This window comes from Bradyrhizobium sp. AUGA SZCCT0431 (assembly GCF_018131065.1).
Taxonomy (GTDB): domain Bacteria; phylum Pseudomonadota; class Alphaproteobacteria; order Rhizobiales; family Xanthobacteraceae; genus Bradyrhizobium.
Genome location: NZ_JAFCLR010000004.1, coordinates 204,527 through 220,770 on the forward strand (window position 1 = coordinate 204,527; position 16,244 = coordinate 220,770).

Genomic DNA, 16,244 nt, shown 5'->3' on the forward strand with positions numbered 1-16,244 from the left:
CAGAGTCTCATGGAACCTGCGCATGACGACCGCGTGGCTATTTCGGCAGCCGCCCCATCATGTAGAACTCGTCGTTCGGCCGCATCGCGGTGACGTTGGCCAGCCGGTTCGACAGCGCAAAGAACGCGGAGATCGCCGTGATGTCCCAGATGTCGTCGTCGGAGAATCCGTGACCGGCGATCTCGGTAAAATCCTGTTCGGAAACCGTGTTCGCCTCCTGGCTCACCTTCATGGCGAAGTCGAGCATGGCGCGCTGGCGCGGCGTGATGTCGGCCTTGCGGTAGTTGACAGCGATCTGGTCGGCGATGACAGGGTTCTTCGCCCGGATGCGCAGGATCGCGCCGTGGGCGATCACGCAGTAATGGCACTGGTTGGCGCTGGACGTCGCCACCACGATCATTTCGCGCTCGGCCTTGGTCAGGCCGCTGTCCTTTTCCATGAGCGCATCGTGATAGGCAAAGAACGCGCGAAACTCGTCGGGACGGTAGGCCAGCGTCAGAAAGACGTTGGGAACGAAGCCCGATTTCTCCTGCACCGCCAGGATACGGGTGCGGATGTCCTCCGGCAGCTTGTCGAGGGAGGGCGTCGGAAATCGCTTTGCAACAGGCTGCGTCATGGAATGGTCCCGGCTTTGGCCGCGCGATGCGGTTTGACTAACAATAATGCATGGTCGGGTCAGCGCAAGGCAAGGCTGGAGCGAGGCTGGCGCGCCACTCGACGCGTATCTGAATGTTTGAAACTTGGATCAAGGCTCCATCAACGTCATTGCGAGCCAACGGGTCGCGCGAATGCGCGCCCGATGACAGGCTCCGCGAAGCAATCCAGCTTTCTTTGTGCTGCGGGCATGGATTGCTTCGTCGCAAGCGCTTCCGTGTGCAAACGCTTCGCATTTGTCGCAAGCAATGACGCTGATGGATCGGTGCGTCCCGTGTCTCACTTATGGGGTGCAGTCCACCCACTGTCCGATTTCTCTTACAACCTGCCGCAGCCATTTGTGTCCAAGATCAGCATCGTTCCGCGCATGCCAAGCTTGAACCACTCGAAACGACGGGATATCGATCGGCGGCGGCGAGAGCTGAAGGGGTAGTCTCCCGGCGAGTGGACCGAACAAACGCCGAGGCTCCGTTGCCACGAGGTCGGATGTGCCGACTAGATGCGGTGCCATCAGGAAGTGACCGACGGTGACCGTTACGTTTCGCTTCAAGTTCTTGTCGCGCAGAACCGCATCCACATAGCCGTGCGGCTCACCCTTCATCGACACTTGAAGATGACGGAGCGAAAGATAGCGTTCGAGGTCCAGCGAACGGTCGAGCGCAGGATTTCCGATCCGGCCAGCGCAAACGAAATCTTCTTCGTAGAGCAGTTCCTCGCGCATATGCGAGGGCGGCACTGGGAAGTTTCCGGCAATCAGTTCGACTATCCCGTCATCAAGCATCGGCAGGCCGACGCCTCGGCTGGTGTTGCGCACGATGAGCGACACACCGGGGGCCTCCCGCTCCAAGCGCCCCGTCAGGCGCGGCAGAAACACGAAAGCCGCGTAGTCCGATAGGCCAAGCACGAATTGCCGTGTGCTTTCTTTGGGATCGAATACCCGGCCGCCAAGCAGGACACCTTCAACTTGCTCAAGGATGGATCGGATCGCCGGAGCGGCCTCCAGAGCCGCGGGCGTGGGCGTCATGCCACGCGGCGAGCGGACAAATAGCGGATCACTGAATAGAGCGCGCAGGCGATTGAGGGCGTGGCTTACCGCCGGCTGTGTGAGGCCTATCCGTTCGGCCGCTCGCGTGGCGTGCTCCTCGGCCATGAGCGCATCGAACACGACGAGGAGGTTGAGATCGACCCTGTGTAAATGAAGCGCTTTCATAACGATCATATTATATATGAATTGGATTTATTACAAGCTATGCGTGATTGTCTACCCAAAATCATCATCCCGTCCGTTCAGGACGCTTAATCAGAGATTGCCGATGTCACATCGCACTACCGCAGCAGTAGAGATGCAACGCCCAGGCAGATCTCGCCGTAGTTTATTTGAGGCAGGTCTTTTTGCCACGGCAGGTTTGCTCGCTGCGATCAGTCAGAAAGCCCATGCCATGACCGAAACATCCAAAGAGGATCGTTTTTCGCGCGGGATCGGAATCCTGCGCCGGATTGGCGGAGAGAACTTCGACGGACCGATCAATAGTCTCGCGGAGATATCCGCTGACCTGTCACGCTTCACTGTCGAGTATCCCTATGGAGACGTCCTGTCGCGTCCGGGCCTCGAACTGCCGCTAAGACAATTGTGCACTGTCTCAATGCTGCTCGCCGACGGAAGCGCCCAACCTCAGTTGAAGTTTCATATGGCCGGCTTCCTCAATGCCGGCGGCGAACCCAGGGCACTCGTCGAGCTGATGTTTGTATCTGTCGCGCTGCTCGGCTTCCCGCCCACCATCAACGCGATCGGCATCGTTCGCGCCGTGTTCGCCGAGCGAAAGATCACGTTCGAACCAATCGAACCTGCTGCGGACGATGGGCAGACACGCGGACAGGCCGGATTGGCGGCAATCCAACGGCTTTGTGGCGGCGATGTGCAGGCCTATTTCGACGGCATTGCCGCCGGCTCACCCGACTTGGCCCGACCATCGAATTCGCTTTTGGCGAGATGCTGGCGCGCGATGGCCTCGACCAGAAGGCCAAGCTGCTCGCCATTATCGCCATCCTTGCGGCGAGCGGCAATCGCGCGGCCACGCTCCGACTTCATATAGCGGGTGCGCTTGCCCACGGCGTGACGCGGGAGGAAATCATCGAAGTACTGATCCAGCTTAGCGTTTATCGGGGTTTCCCGTCAGCGCTTAACGCTTTCTCCGTCGCCAAAGCTGTCTTCGCTGCCGGATCGCAAGGGGTTGGGGCGGATATAGCCCTACCGATTGAGACCCAAAGCCGCACCGACCGGTTGGAACGCGGCCGGGCGACCCTTGCGAAAACCTCCGGTTCGTCGGGCGATGCCGTGGTCCGCAGTTTCGATGATGTCGCCCCCGATCTCGGCCGAATGATCGTCGAGCATTCTTATGGCGAGATATTTTCACGGAGTGGCATCGACATGAAGTCCCGAGAACTCAGCGCCTGCGCGGCGCTGGCGGCCATTGGGTCTGCCACGACCGAAATTCCGCTTCGCGTGCATATCAACGCCGCCTTGAACGTCGGCGCGACGCGGGTAGAGGTATTGGAAACGCTTATAAACCTTACCGCCTATTGCGGCTATCCAACGACGCAGCAGGCAGTTTGCATCGCAACCGAGGAGTTCGCCAAGCGCGGCTAACCAGCAAGTGGGCAGATCAGTCCAAGAGCATCTTCCATCACCGGGCCGTAGACTGGAAATTGGAGAGAAATGAAATGATGGATCGCCGCACGATGATTTCCTCGATGACGCTTGTCGGCACTGGCCTTATCGCAGCCGAGATGGTTCCTAATCTCGCAGCGAAGGCGGATCGACTTAGTTGATGGGCTGCTCTTCCAGAGTACCCTCGGCACGATTGACAACTAACTTGAAGAACCGCGGACGAGCACCCGTTGCCATCATCGACGCCATATCTGCGACCAGTTCGGTCTCGTTGTACTTATGACCAAAATGAACGCTGCTGATCATGTCCGGCGCGATATTCCAAAGATGGACCTCTGGCGTCACGGTAAGTATCGCCTCATCGCTGCCCTTGAACTTTTTGAGCATCCGCCATTCTTTCTCGTAAGCCCAGCCGGGGGATTTGACTAAGAAAAGATAGTAGGGGTTTCTCCAGAAATTCTGCGTGTGCTCATTAGTGTAGATTACCTTCTTGAGCAGATGCCTCTGGGTTGTTCCATCACGGTGACTGAAAAAAGGGTGTTGTGCATCAAACCCAATAACGAAGCCTCTGCCCTGATCAGCGTAGTGAGCCCACATTTGTTGATTTAGAGCATCTTCGGTAACGCAGAAGACCCCCATTGGCGAGATGACGTCATTCACCATCGAATCAAAATTCGTTTCGAGCTGGGTAAAAATAAGGTCCACGATGGGCGACAATGCCTGCTGCGCAGCGACGAGCTGATTTTGCATGAAGAGCTTGCCCTGTTCGCTCGCGAGGATTGTTTCGGCCTGTTGCTTTTGCTCCGGCGTCAACACCTGACCGTTTTCCTGCATATTTTCAGCCAGCATCGATACCATAAGGTCGTTGCTAGCGAACGCGGCGGGCAATGAAACGCTCAATTTGTCTTTGATGTAAGACCGGATTCCATCAGCACTGATTTCCCGCCATCGGCGACTCATTTCAAATTCGTCATTCAGAGCTTCGCGCGGGCTAAAGCGAACCTGTGGTTTCGAGAAAAAGGACCGGCGCGAGACTGGGAAATATTTATATGTCGTCGACCCGTTGTAGATCGTATTCTCGATCGCCTCGACATCTGGATCGAGGAGCTTTGCGACGTCAAAGGTTTCCGGGAGTGTTTCGAAGAACTTATCAAGCGCGCCCATTTCGTGCTTCCGATCTATCTAGCGGAACGTTGTAAATCCTCACATCGAACGGCGGCCCTCGCGATCATGTGGCGGGGGCTTCTTCATGCTCGCATGTCAGCGAGCAAATGCTTGGATGATCGCAGGCGTTCTCGCACCCTTCGCGCAAACGAAGTTGTACGTCTCATTCAACCCGGCCGCCTTTGCGTCAATCTCGACAAGGGTCATATACGTTCCGGGTGTAGGCTTGAACTCCGTCGGGAGCGGCTTTGTTCGGTAGCCGATTATTTCGATGCCCGGTATGCGCGGCAACCTTTCGGCCGCAGCAAGAATACAAGACTTTTCTAACTGGTCCTTGGGCATAGCTGCAATCGCTGCCTCGTCAGCTTCGTCCTGTTTCCTCTTTTGCTCAGCCTCAAGCGCCGCTTGCCTCTTGCGGGTCTCTTGCGCGGGCTTCGGATCCTTGAAAGTCAGTAGATGGGCGTTGGCGTGATTGATGTAGCCAGTCTTGCCGTCATCGGTTTTGACCCTGAAATACTTGCCGAGAACTCCCTCGCCAACAACATCTTCAACAATGAAGGAGAAGCCGGGGCGGATCGATCGGCAACCTTTGGGAGCCGTCAAGCTAGTGCAAATCTCGTTATTGTTGATCGTCACCCAAAGCCGCTTGCCTTTGAGCGCCGCACAGGTGCTGTCGCTATAGCATCGAATATCCGCATCCTCGGGGCGATATGATTGTGCTCCGACCGAACATGTGATGGCCAACAAGGCCGCGGTAGCCAGAATTGATCTCAGCATGGCAAAGTACCTTGGAGGTGAGGTCCGCGGGGGTTTACTAAGCCCGCTGCATATCGCAACTTTAAAGAGTACTGATGGAAACGCCACCACACTCAACGTCGCAAGGAGTATTTGATATGGCCAAAGCTCAAGACGCGGCCTCACTCGAAGCCGAGCACGGTCAAAAAATGATCGAGATCAAGTTACGTTTTTGGACGAACGATATTGCAAATGAAAAGGGGAAAATCATCCCCAAGCATGCATGGTCGAAAGGGGTCGTCAAAATCGAGGCTAACAAAGCTCACGGCATCAAGCCGAAGAACCCCGCGCCGTTTCGCTCACTGTTGCAAGTCGGAGCAGTCATCGAGGACGTTCTTATCGCACACGGCATCGTACTCCACGCCGACAAGCGAACTCGCAAATACATAGAGGTCAAAACGGATCAGGAATAGGCGTCCTAGCCTAGACCTCGCCTTGCAAGGGGAAGCAATCAGACCAAATGTACGCTAAGCCATTGATATGATTGGTGGGCGCACCAGGGCTCGAACCTGGGACCCGATGATTAAGAGTCATCTGCTCTACCAACTGAGCTATGCGCCCGGACTTGATCCGGAAAGCCCGGAATTACGGTGACGCTTAATCGATAAGTTTGATGCACTGTCACCGTCGTAATTCTGATCGGAATTTTTGGTTTGCGATCACGCGGAGAGCCCGATGGGAAAGGCCATGGGCGGGTCAACAATTGGCGCGATGATGGAAAAGTGCCGCTGATTTGCCCGACGTGTCAAAATGTTTTTTGCGGGCCAGCATCCATGCCAGATCCCCTTTGTTTGCAAGGGGGTCCTTTCTTTGCATGGGGTTGTTTTCGATATTTTTGCTTGCCGAGACGTAGCTCGCGGGCCAAGTAGCCCGCCTTCGCCCGTTGGGCTCCGGCGCGGCAGCCTTCACGCGCTTCGCGAGCGAAGGCTGGTCTGGAGGGCACCGCGTCGACCTTTCGGCTGTCCCGATTAGCCCGCACGCCGAAGCTGTCAGCGCAGCGGCTTCTTCAACAGCGAGAACCGATCGGGATCGAGTCCCAGCGACGGCTGCAGCATCGGCGCTTCGACAGAACGCGGTTCCAGCGTTCGTGCGGCTGGCCGTTCGTTGATCATGGGATCGTTGGGGACGTCGCGATGCGAGGTCGCGCCGCGCCAGCGGTCCAGCACGGCGCTGACGAAATGCATGTCGTGACCGGCGGCGACCGACGGCGAGGTTGAGATGGTGGCTTCGCTGCGCGGCAGCTGATGGATCGGCACTTCCTTGAAGCGCAGCCGCGTCGGCAGTGCCACGCCTTCGCCGAACGCCAGCACTTCGCGGGTGCCGAGCGAGGGTACGAACGACAACAAATTGGCGGCGGCGTCCGAGACAGCCGAGCGCAGCAGGGCCTGGTCGCGGTCGTTGGCAAGGCGCATCGCAAACAGCGTGTTGCACTGGGAGATGATGGTGGCGTCGAGTTCGGCCGGACGCTGCGTGACCAGGCCGAGATAGACGCCGTATTTGCGGCCTTCCTTGGCGATACGCGAGACCGCCTTGCGGGTCGGGCCGAAGCCGATATTGCGGTCGGCGGCGGCGTAGCGATGCGCCTCTTCGCAGACGAACAGCAGCGGCGAGACGCCGTCGCTCCAGAGGCCGAAATCGAACGCCATGCGGCACAGCACCGACACCACGGAATCGACGACTTCGGCGGGGAAGCCGGCGAGCTGCATGATGGTCATCGGCCGGCCATTGGCGGGCAGGCGGAACAGATGGCTGATGACTTCCGCCATGGTGTCGCCGCCGACATTGGCGTTGTCGAACATGAACGCGTAGCGCGGGTCGTTGCGCACGGTTTCGATGCGCGAAATCAGCTTGTGATAGATGATGCGCGAGGAGCGATTTTCCAGCTTGCCCATCCGCTCATCGATCAGCGAAATCAGATCGACCAGGCGATAAGGCACCGGCGTATCGACGGTGTAGCCGATCGCCTTGGGATCGATCCGTTTCAAACCGACGCGGTCGGCGTTCTGGTATTGGGTGTAGATGCCCTTCGCCATCGGAATGACTTCGGCAAGAATATCGAGCTCTTCGGGCACGCCGGGGCGGCCGGCGAACAGGACGTCGACGATCTCTTCGAAATTGAACAGCCAGAACGGCAGTTTCAGGTTCCGCGGGTTGAGCACCAGCGCCCGGTCGCCGAAGCAGCGGCCGTATTCGTTGTGGACGTCGAGCAGGAAGATGCGCAGGTTCGGCCGCGACTTGAGGATTTCGTTGAGCAGCAGCGAGACGCCGGTCGATTTACCGACGCCGGTGGAGCCGAGCACCGCGAAATGCTTGGAGAGCATTTCCTCGACGTCGACATAGGCGATGACCGAGCGATCCTGTTGCAGCGTGCCGACATTGATCTGGTCCGAACCGGTCGGGGCATAGACCGTGCGGAGTTCCTGATTGGTGATCAGCTCGACGGCATCGCCGATGGTCGGATAGTTGGTGACGCCGCGCTGGAATTTCGGACGATCGCCGCCGAGGATTTCGCCGAGCAGGTCGACGCCCGCGCTGGCAATGTAATTATCGGAGCTCGGCAGATCCTCGCAGGTTACGTCAGTGATCATGGCGACGATGGTGGAGGTCGCGCAGCGGATGCTGATGAAGCGGCCGACAGTGGCGCGTACTTCCGAGGTCGCCATCTGGCTTACCGCAAGAAGTCCGACCCGGGCGAGGGAGCCGCGCACCGAAATCACACGTCCGAAGGATGTCACGATGTTGAACCTGGCATGTCATGAGATTGGTCTGGCCGCATTATGGGCGGCCGGGACTAGCGAAACGGTTAAACCGGCGCCGTTCCAGATTGGCTAAATCTGTTGCATCCCGCTCAGGCTTCGTTTTGCAACAGGCGCCTGCCACGGCCACAACACGCCAGTTGTGCAGGAAAATCAGCGCTTTTCTGCATTTGTGCACGCGCGTGCGATCGGCTCTGGATTAATCATTCGTTTACCACATCGGGGGAGAGGCCGGATTTGATCGGGGGCCGGCAACGTCCGGTACCGGACTCGAGACCAAGTATCAGTCCGTGTATCGCGGTAACCGATTGCTAACCGCAAGTTGTAACCCGCCTTCCATTTGTCGTGCGTAACGATGTCACGTTGGGACGGACCAGGTGACTTTCGATAACGGCCATTACATGCCGGGCGATTCTGCGAATCCTGTAGAGAGGACCGGGACGGTGAGGCGCCTGGCGCTTTGTGCTGTCCTGATCGCCGTGGCGATTTCGGCTGGCGTGGCGACATCGGCGTGGGAGCTTCGCGAACGCGTACTGCTTGCCCTCGTCGTGATCCTCGCACTCGTCGTCGCTCTGCTGCTGAGGCGCCATCGATTGTCCGACCAGCGGCTCGCGGCCGAACGGCGCCAGCTCACAGTTGCCGTGAACAATATCCCGCAAGGTCTTGTTCTCTATGATGCATCGGCGCGTATCGTCGTTTGTAACCAGCCCTATATTGATATGTTTGGCCTGTCGCCGGATGTGGCGAAGCCCGGCTGCACGATGCATCGCTTGATCGAACACCGCAAAGAAACCGGATCCTTTGACGGCGATGTCGACGCGTTCTGCAATGCCATCATCCGCACCGTGTCGCTCGGCAAAGCCACGCGGCAACTCACGGAAGCGCCGGGCGGCAGGGCGATCGAGATCGTCAACCGGCCGCTGAATGCGGGTGGCTGGGTGGCCACGATCGAGGACATCACCGAACGCACCCGCGCCGACGAGAAAATCGCCCATCTGGCGCATTATGACGGGCTGACCGAACTGCCCAACCGGCTCCTGTTTCGCGAGCGACTGGAACAGGCGCTGAAGGCGGTCCGACCGGGCGAACAGCTGGCGGTATTCTATATCGACATCGACGAATTCAAGAGCGTCAACGATGCCCTCGGCCATGCGATCGGCGATGAGTTGCTCAAAGGCGTAGGCGAAAGGCTGCGCCTGTGTCTGAAGGATACAGATGTGGCGGCGCGGCTGGGCGGCGACGAGTTTGCCGTGATTCAAACCGCTATCAAGAAACAGTCGGAAGCCACTCAACTTGTTGAAAGAATTTACGCGGCGATCAGGGCGCCGTTCGAGTGCGCGGGCCACCTGATCACGACAGATGCCAGCATCGGCATCGCGCTCGCCTCCGGCGATGGGCTCGATCTCGACCAGTTGCTACGGAACGCGGACCTCGCGCTGTACGGCGCCAAAGGCGACGGACGGCGGACCTACCGCTTCTTCGAGGTCGGCATGGACGCCCGCGCCAAGGCGCGACGAGTCCTGGAACTCGAATTGCGCCAGGCGATATCAGATGGCGGCCTCGAGGCCTATTATCAGCCGGTGCTCAATCTCGAGGACGGCAAGGTCTCCTCCTGCGAGGCGCTGCTGCGATGGCGCCACCCCGAACGCGGCATGATCTCGCCCGCGGAGTTCATTCCGGTCGCGGAAGAGACCGGCCTGATAAACGAGCTCGGTCACTGGGTGCTCAACACGGCGTGCGCCGAGGCTGCCAACTGGCCGGCGGAGATCCGCGTCGCGGTCAACGTCTCACCGGTTCAGTTCCGGAGCCAGATGCTGGCGCTCAACGTGGCGGCGGCCCTTGCTGCCTCGGGCCTCGCCGCATCCAGGCTCGAGCTCGAGATCACCGAGGCGGTGCTGATCCGCGACGACGACGGCGCGCTTCAGATGCTGCATCAGTTGCGCAAGCTGGGGGTACGCATCGCGCTGGACGATTTCGGCACCGGGTATTCCTCGCTGAGCTATCTGCAGCGGTTTCCATTCGACAAGATCAAGATCGACCGCTCCTTCATCAGGGATCTGGCCGGCGCAGGCGCCTCGTCGTCGATCGTCCAGGCGGTGGTGAACATTGCGGCCGCGAGCGACATGACGACGACAGCGGAAGGCGTCGAGACCGAGCAGCAGCGAAACCTGCTGTACATTCTCGGCTGCACCGAGATACAGGGATTTCTGTTCAGCCCCGCGATACCAGCCGCGGATATTCGGCGGCTGCTGCTCTCGCACCGCGGCAAGGTGGTATCCGCGGCGTGAGTCGCCGGATTTGACGCCGGCCGGTTTCGCGGAAGCGATCGGTTAATTGGTGTTAATCCCGATCCGAGCCGCTTCGGAAAGATCTTGATCGATCTCCTTGCGCGCGCGGAATCCGCGGCCGCCAAGCGTTTCCGACGGATACTCCCCGAACAGCGAGTGATAGTAGTGAGCGAAGCGTCCAAGCTCGATGAAGCCGTGCCGGATCGCCACCTGCGCGACAGTGACCGTCGCAGGATCGCTTTCCCTCAGAACGGAATGAATGGCGCAAAGCCGCTTGTGACGCAGGAACGATATCGGTCCCAAACCGAAAACCTCGCAGAAGGCGCGATGCAGAGTCCGTCGCGACACGTTGAGATGGGCGCAGATTTCGGAAACGTGGACGGGGCGAAGGCCGGCGGCTTCGAGATAGTCGTCGACTTTCCCGACCAGCTGCGTCGCCGAAGGCAAGAGCCCTCTGGTGTCAGGCGGTAGCGATTGCACGATGGTTCCGGTGACGGCGTCGATGATCGAGCGCTTCCAGAAATCGGCGACGGTGTCGGACAAGGCGGTCTGCTGACGCGCCAAGCGGGAAATGATCAGCGGCAATCGCCGCGTCGCCGCCATGCCGATCGAAGGGTCTGCCTGATAGACGTTTTTGTTGAGCCATGCGGCGGGGTCGCTCAACCTTGGTTCGCCCTTGAACAGCGACGGGACCTCGGCAAGATCGAGACGGATCGCGGCATAGGCCGAGGCGCCGTGGAAAATTCCGTCATGCTCGGTACTGGGAGGCATGATCAGGACGTCCGCCGGGCGCATATCGAAGGACCAGTGGGTGACCCGGTCGTCGGCATTGAGCAGCATCCCGATAACGAGCTTGTCGTCGGTCGAAACGCGTTGGGTTCGAACGCCGACGGAGAACGAACCGATGCTGAGCGAGAAGTCTCCGATGCCGACGTGACTGAGTGAGCCTCGAAACTTTCCACGGCCGAGTTGCGTCACCTCGACATGCGACCCTCTGATCGCGTTGTGAAGGCCTTCGAAGCTGTCCAGACTGGAGGTATTGACCGCCAGGTGCCCGCTCATGGTTCGGCGCTCCCTCGGCCTTGCAACGGCTCGCCCGATGACGATCGGAGCCGGCCAACGCAAATCACCGCACACCAGTCTAGTCACAACTTGACTGTGACGACAATGAGTTTGGTCGCCGACGGCACGCACGATGCCAGGCTCGATAGGTCGGGTTCCAATTCTGCGCCACGGACTTCGACGCATTTTTCTCGGAGATCCGGCCCACGCATCAAATCAGTGAATTGAGCGATTTGTGAAATCGCGCGTTTGTGTTGCGAACGTACTTCATTGCAGATTGGCACAAATTGCACATCACATCGGTTCGCGATTCATCTAGCGTGCAGAGGCGTCGTTGCTTCGCGCCCATGAGCCGTTCAGGGATCGAGCCAATCGGCCAATGCGCTGTGCCAACTGCGCATTTCTGGAGTTCGTGCCGTGACGCTGCTGCAACCCGACATCCTGCCGGGCAATCGGGAATCCAGGGATGACCGGACTATCGATATGGTCTGGGTACCCGGCGGCACGTTCCAAATGGGTTCTGACAATCACTATCCGGAAGAAGCGCCGGCCCACCTTGTGACGGTGGACGGGTTTTGGATCGACCGCACGCCGGTGACCAACCGTCAGTTTGCGCGGTTTGTGATCGCGACCGGCTACAAGACCGTGGCCGAAATCCCGCCCGATCCTGCGTACCATCCCGGTGCGTTGCCGCACCTGCTCTGCGCGGGTTCCCTCGTGTTCGAGCGACCGCACTCGACCTATGATCTCCGAGACCGCAGGCGATGGTGGACCTTCTTGCAGGGAGCCAGCTGGCGGCATCCCTATGGTCCCAAGAGCGACATCAATAGTCTGGACGATCATCCTGTGGTGCATGTGTCTTACGCGGATGCGCTGGCCTATGCGCAATGGGCGGGCAGGGATCTGCCGATCGAGGCGGAATGGGAGTTTGCGGCGCGCGGTGGGCTCGACAGTGCTGAATTCGCATGGGGCGATGAACTGGCGCCCGGCGGCGTTCACATGGCCAATATCTGGCAGGGCGAATTCCCGTTGCGCAATCTGCGTCAGGACGGCTACGAGCGCACTTCACCGGTGACGGCCTTCTCGCCCAACGGCTACGGGATCTACGACATGATCGGCAATGTCTGGGAATGGACGGCCGACTGGTATTCGCCAAGGCACGGGGCCGACGCCGCAAAGGCAGGTTGCATTTCCAGGAATCCGCGCGGCGGACGCATGGAGGGAAGCTACGATCCTCGCAAGCCGAACGTTAAAACTCCCCGCAAGGTCATCAAGGGTGGTTCGCATCTGTCTGCGCCGAATTATTGCCAGCGCTATCGACCGGCCGCGCGCAGTGCCGAGGCGGTCGATATGTCGAGCAGTCATGTCGGATTTCGATGCGTCCTGAGAATCCCGGCCACGCGATAAATCTGCCTTGCGACACGTCATTCAAACCCGGCGGCACGCGCGGGCAAGCTCGGAATCGATTCGAAGTGACGGCCGCGTCCGCGGCAGGTCGGGGGGCGGGCGCATAGCAGCGGTGCAATTCGCACGACTGCCCGAAGGCCCCTCTCAATTGACACCGGCGATCCCTGCACGCTATCCAAGCTCAGGCAAGAACAAGAAACAGGGCAGGGTGGAACGCGATGAATCGCGACGGCGCGTCTTGAGCGATTTCGCGCGGCCTTCCGCGCTCGCTCCATTCCGGATCCGGAATTATCGTTTCCAGTGGCCCGCCGATCTGCTCACCTCGTGGGCGTTCGAGATGGAGATGATCATCCTCGGCTGGTACGTGCTGGTCGAGACCGGGTCGGTGCTGCTGCTCACCGTGTTCGCCTCCCTTGGTTATGTCGGCACATTGGTTGCGCCGATGTTCGGCGTCGTCGGCGACCGCATCGGCCACCGCGATCTCCTGGCCATGATGCGCGCGAGCTACGCGGTGCTGGCGACCGCGCTGATGACGCTGGCGCTGTCAGGCCATCTCAGTCCATTCTTTGTTTTTATCGTCGCGGCGCTGATGGGGGTCGTCCGTCCGTCGGACCTCGGCGTGCGCGGCGCACTGGTTGCGACCATCATGCCGCGCGATCAATTGATCGGCGCGATCAGCATCTCCCGAACCACGATGGATACCGCGCGCATCGCCGGCGCGCTGAGCGGCGCCGGATTGTTCGCCGCGCTCGGGATGGGACCGGCCTATGTAGCGATCGTCTGTCTCTATCTCATCGCGACCGTGCTGACGCTGTGCGTGATGGTATCGGCCAAGCCGCATCCGACCGGCGATACCGAAAGCGAGGCGTTGCGGCCCTCGCCATTGCGCGACCTGATGGAGGGCGTGGCCTATTGCTGGACTACACCGCGCATGCGCGCTGCGCTCTGGGTCGCGTTTCTCGCCAACCTCACGGCCTATCCGCTGACCAACGGATTGCTGCCCTACGTGGCGCGGACGATCTACGGCACCAACCAGACCGGGCTCGGCTATCTCTCGGCAAGTTTCGCCATCGGCTCGCTGGCCGGCTCGATCGTGCTGAGCCTGATCGGCGGCATAAGGGTGGCCCGGCTCATGATTGCCTCGACCGTGCTGTGGTATGCGACGCTGCTGCTGTTCGTGCAGATGCAGACGGTGCCGACCGCGATCGTCTGCCTGGTGATCGCCGGTTTCTCGCAGAGCCTCGCCATGATCTCGATCGCCGTCATCCTGATGCGCACCGCAGCCGAGAATTTCCGCGGCCGGGTGATGGGCGTGCGCATGATGGTGATTTACGGCCTGCCGTTCGGCCTGCTGGCCGCCGGCAGCCTGATCGACGCCATCGGTTTCGCGGCGACCGGAACGCTCTACGCCGCGGCCGGCCTCGCGCTGATACTCGCCACCGTGCTGCGCTGGCGCGAGGACTTGTGGCCGGTGCACGCCCCGGCCAATGCGCGATAGGCGTCGCGTTGGCGGCGCCTCACTGCATCTTGATGTTGGCTTCCTTGAGCACCGGCTCCCACTTGGCGGCCTCCGTGCGCATGAACGCGTCGAATTCCTGCGGTGAGTTTCCGACCGGCGTCGCGCCCATCTTTTCCAGCGCGGTCAGAACCACCGGGTCCTTGAGAGCGGCCTTAAGATCGGTGTTGATCCTGGTCACCAGTTCCGGCGTCATGCCCGCGGGTCCAAGAAAGCCCCACCACACCGACGCGTCGTAGCCGGGCAAGCCGGACTCCGCGACCGTCGGGACATCCGGCAGCGCCTTGGCGCGCTGCGCCGTCGTCACCGCGAGCGCGCGCACCGTGGAGCCCTCGAGTTGGCCGACGACCTCCGGCAAGGGATTGACGCTGATCGGAATCTCGCCGGCGATGACGGCGGTGAGGGCGGGCGCACCGCCCTTGTAGGGAATCGCCAGGATCTTCACCTTGGCCATGTAGTTGAGCAGTTCGCCGGCAAGGTGCGCCGACGTGCCGTTGCCGGACATGCCATAGGACAAGGCGTCGGGCTTTTCGCGGGCGATCGTCAGCAGCTCCTGCAGATTCTTCACGGGGCTGTTCTTGGACACGACGATGGCGAGCGGCGACGCGGCGATCTCGCTGATCGCGGTGAAATCCTTGAAGGTGTCGTAGGGCAGCTTTGGATAGAAGAACTGATTGAGCGGATGGCCGCTGGCAACCAGGATCAGGGTGTAGCCGTCGGGCGCGGATTGGGTCAGCGCCTGCGAAGCGATGGTGCCGCCGGCGCCGGGCCGGTTTTCGATCACGGGCTGCTGGCCCCAGATCTTCGAGAGCGACTGGCCGACCGTGCGCGCGAGGACATCAACCGCGCCACCGGCGGCATAGGGCACCAGAATGCGCACCGGCTTGCTTGGGAAACCCTCGGCGTTTGCCTGCGTACCGGCCAGCGAGAATAGTGCCGCGGCCAGGACGGAACGGATGAGTTTGCGTGGGGTAGGCATGGTAGGAAATCCTTCTTGTCCGGATCGATTGTTGGAAGTGGGCGGCGTACGCCGCTAATTCTGTGTTTCCGGCGTAACCGCGCCGCGCAGCCCCGCACGCACGATCGCCGCCCTGACCAGGCCTTCCGACTTCGCGGCTTCGGTGAACTGCCGGATGAACGCCAACCCGCCGTCGCGTCCTTTGGGGACGCCGATTGCGAAACGCTCGACGCCCCAGCGGCCGTCGAGCACTTTTGACCCCGGCAGCTTCTCCGACATTTCGTACAGGGTGGCCTTGTTGGTGGCATAGGCGTGGAGGGTGCCGGCCGTCAGCATCTCGATGGCGGCATCGAAATTTGCCGCGCGCACGATCTCGGCCTTCTTCAGATCGCGCGTAAGGGTGCCGTCCGAGGAGCTTCCTGCCGTGACGCCGACGCGCATGCCCGCTGCATCCACCTCGGCCAGCGCTGTGAGCGCCGAGCCCTTCGGCACGAGATAGCCGAGCTCGACTTCAAAAACGGGCGGGCCGAAATCCATCTCCCGTGCCCGCGCGGCCGTGGCGTTGGTGAGGGCGATGTCGGCCTTGCCCGTCTTGACCGCTTCGAGGACCTCGGCGTTCACGGTGAAAATCACCGGCTCAAAGGGCACGCCGAGCCGGCTCGCGAGTTCCTTGCCGAGATCGTGGCCGACGCCCTTTGGTCCGCCCGACTTCGGATCCGGCAGGATCGAGGTCGGCGTTCCCGTGTACAGCGCGACCCGCAGCGCGCCGCTCGGCGCGAGGATCTGCCGAATCTCGGCGTCGGCCGCAATGGCGCCACCGGCAAAGAGCGCGGCAACCGCCAGCACCGCAACAATGACCTGGCGCCTTCCAGCCATACCGTTCTCCCGTGCCTTCCGCTCCAGTCGCGCTGGCGCCGGGTTTTTCCGGCGCCGCCGATATATTTGTTGACTGGACCTGATAATTTGTACATCTGTA

Annotated in this window: 13 protein-coding genes, 1 tRNA gene and 1 pseudogene; 6 read left to right on the forward strand and 9 right to left on the reverse strand. The window is 60.5% G+C overall.

The window, feature by feature from the left end; translation table 11 throughout:
- Positions 1–37: 37 nt before the first annotated feature.
- Positions 38–616 carry a peroxidase-related enzyme gene (locus JQ567_RS05415; RefSeq protein WP_212031709.1) on the reverse strand — a complete coding sequence of 193 codons (579 nt, stop codon included), beginning with the start codon at positions 614–616 and terminating at the stop codon, positions 38–40.
- Positions 617–937: 321 nt separating this feature from the next.
- Positions 938–1,873 (reverse strand): LysR family transcriptional regulator, encoded by a 936-nt coding sequence (locus tag JQ567_RS05420; protein WP_249165257.1) that lies wholly within the window; start codon positions 1,871–1,873, stop codon positions 938–940.
- A 94-nt stretch (positions 1,874–1,967) separates the two neighbouring features.
- Here JQ567_RS05420 and JQ567_RS05425 point away from each other — a divergent pair, with 94 nt between their 5' ends.
- Positions 1,968–2,747, forward strand: a complete 780-nt coding sequence (locus tag JQ567_RS05425; protein ID WP_212437829.1) for a carboxymuconolactone decarboxylase family protein — start codon at positions 1,968–1,970, stop codon at positions 2,745–2,747.
- Positions 2,645–3,301 carry a carboxymuconolactone decarboxylase family protein gene (locus tag JQ567_RS05430; protein WP_212437830.1) on the forward strand — a complete coding sequence of 219 codons (657 nt, stop codon included), beginning with the start codon at positions 2,645–2,647 and terminating at the stop codon, positions 3,299–3,301. Before JQ567_RS05425 ends, JQ567_RS05430 begins: the two co-directional genes overlap by 103 nt.
- Positions 3,302–3,475: 174 nt before the next feature.
- Here JQ567_RS05430 and JQ567_RS05435 read toward each other — a convergent pair whose 3' ends face one another.
- A complete protein-coding gene (locus tag JQ567_RS05435; RefSeq protein ID WP_212437831.1) occupies positions 3,476–4,486 on the reverse strand; it encodes a DUF2971 domain-containing protein in 1,011 nt (336 codons plus the stop codon).
- A gap of 96 nt (positions 4,487–4,582) precedes the next feature.
- Positions 4,583–5,263, reverse strand: a complete 681-nt coding sequence (locus JQ567_RS05440) for a hypothetical protein (protein WP_212437832.1) — start codon at positions 5,261–5,263, stop codon at positions 4,583–4,585.
- Positions 5,264–5,379: 116 nt separating this feature from the next.
- Between JQ567_RS05440 and JQ567_RS05445 the strand changes: the two genes are divergently transcribed.
- Positions 5,380–5,694, forward strand: a complete 315-nt coding sequence (locus JQ567_RS05445; protein ID WP_212437833.1) for a hypothetical protein — start codon at positions 5,380–5,382, stop codon at positions 5,692–5,694.
- Positions 5,695–5,766: 72 nt separating this feature from the next.
- Here JQ567_RS05445 and JQ567_RS05450 read toward each other — a convergent pair.
- Positions 5,767–5,842 (reverse strand) — tRNA-Lys (locus JQ567_RS05450).
- Positions 5,843–6,270: 428 nt separating this feature from the next.
- The gene (locus tag JQ567_RS05455; protein ID WP_212437834.1) at positions 6,271–8,016 is read right to left on the reverse strand and encodes an ATP-binding protein; all 1,746 of its coding nucleotides are present in this window, start codon (positions 8,014–8,016) and stop codon (positions 6,271–6,273) included.
- 461 nt (positions 8,017–8,477) lie between these two features.
- Here JQ567_RS05455 and JQ567_RS05460 point away from each other — a divergent pair.
- Positions 8,478–10,325, forward strand: a pseudogene (locus tag JQ567_RS05460) (putative bifunctional diguanylate cyclase/phosphodiesterase); the annotation flags it as partial.
- Positions 10,326–10,367: 42 nt separating this feature from the next.
- On the opposite strand, the gene JQ567_RS05465 reads toward JQ567_RS05460, so the two are convergent.
- Positions 10,368–11,387, reverse strand: a complete 1,020-nt coding sequence (locus JQ567_RS05465; protein ID WP_212437835.1) for a helix-turn-helix domain-containing protein — start codon at positions 11,385–11,387, stop codon at positions 10,368–10,370.
- Positions 11,388–11,870: 483 nt separating this feature from the next.
- Here JQ567_RS05465 and JQ567_RS05470 point away from each other — a divergent pair, with 483 nt between their 5' ends.
- Together JQ567_RS05470 and JQ567_RS05475 are read left to right on the forward strand one after the other, a co-directional pair.
- Positions 11,871–12,794: a formylglycine-generating enzyme family protein gene (locus tag JQ567_RS05470; RefSeq protein WP_212437923.1), complete on the forward strand. Its 924-nt coding sequence runs from the start codon at positions 11,871–11,873 to the stop codon at positions 12,792–12,794.
- A gap of 238 nt (positions 12,795–13,032) precedes the next feature.
- Positions 13,033–14,292 (forward strand): MFS transporter, encoded by a 1,260-nt coding sequence (locus JQ567_RS05475; RefSeq protein ID WP_212437836.1) that lies wholly within the window; start codon positions 13,033–13,035, stop codon positions 14,290–14,292.
- 19 nt (positions 14,293–14,311) lie between these two features.
- Here the strand turns inward: JQ567_RS05475 and JQ567_RS05480 are convergent, their stop codons facing one another.
- Together JQ567_RS05480 and JQ567_RS05485 are read right to left on the reverse strand one after the other, a co-directional pair.
- Positions 14,312–15,289, reverse strand: coding sequence for a tripartite tricarboxylate transporter substrate binding protein (locus JQ567_RS05480; RefSeq protein WP_212437837.1), 978 nt, complete (start codon positions 15,287–15,289; stop codon positions 14,312–14,314).
- Positions 15,290–15,343: 54 nt separating this feature from the next.
- Positions 15,344–16,144 (reverse strand): transporter substrate-binding domain-containing protein, encoded by an 801-nt coding sequence (locus JQ567_RS05485; RefSeq protein ID WP_212437838.1) that lies wholly within the window; start codon positions 16,142–16,144, stop codon positions 15,344–15,346.
- Positions 16,145–16,244 lie beyond the last annotated feature (100 nt).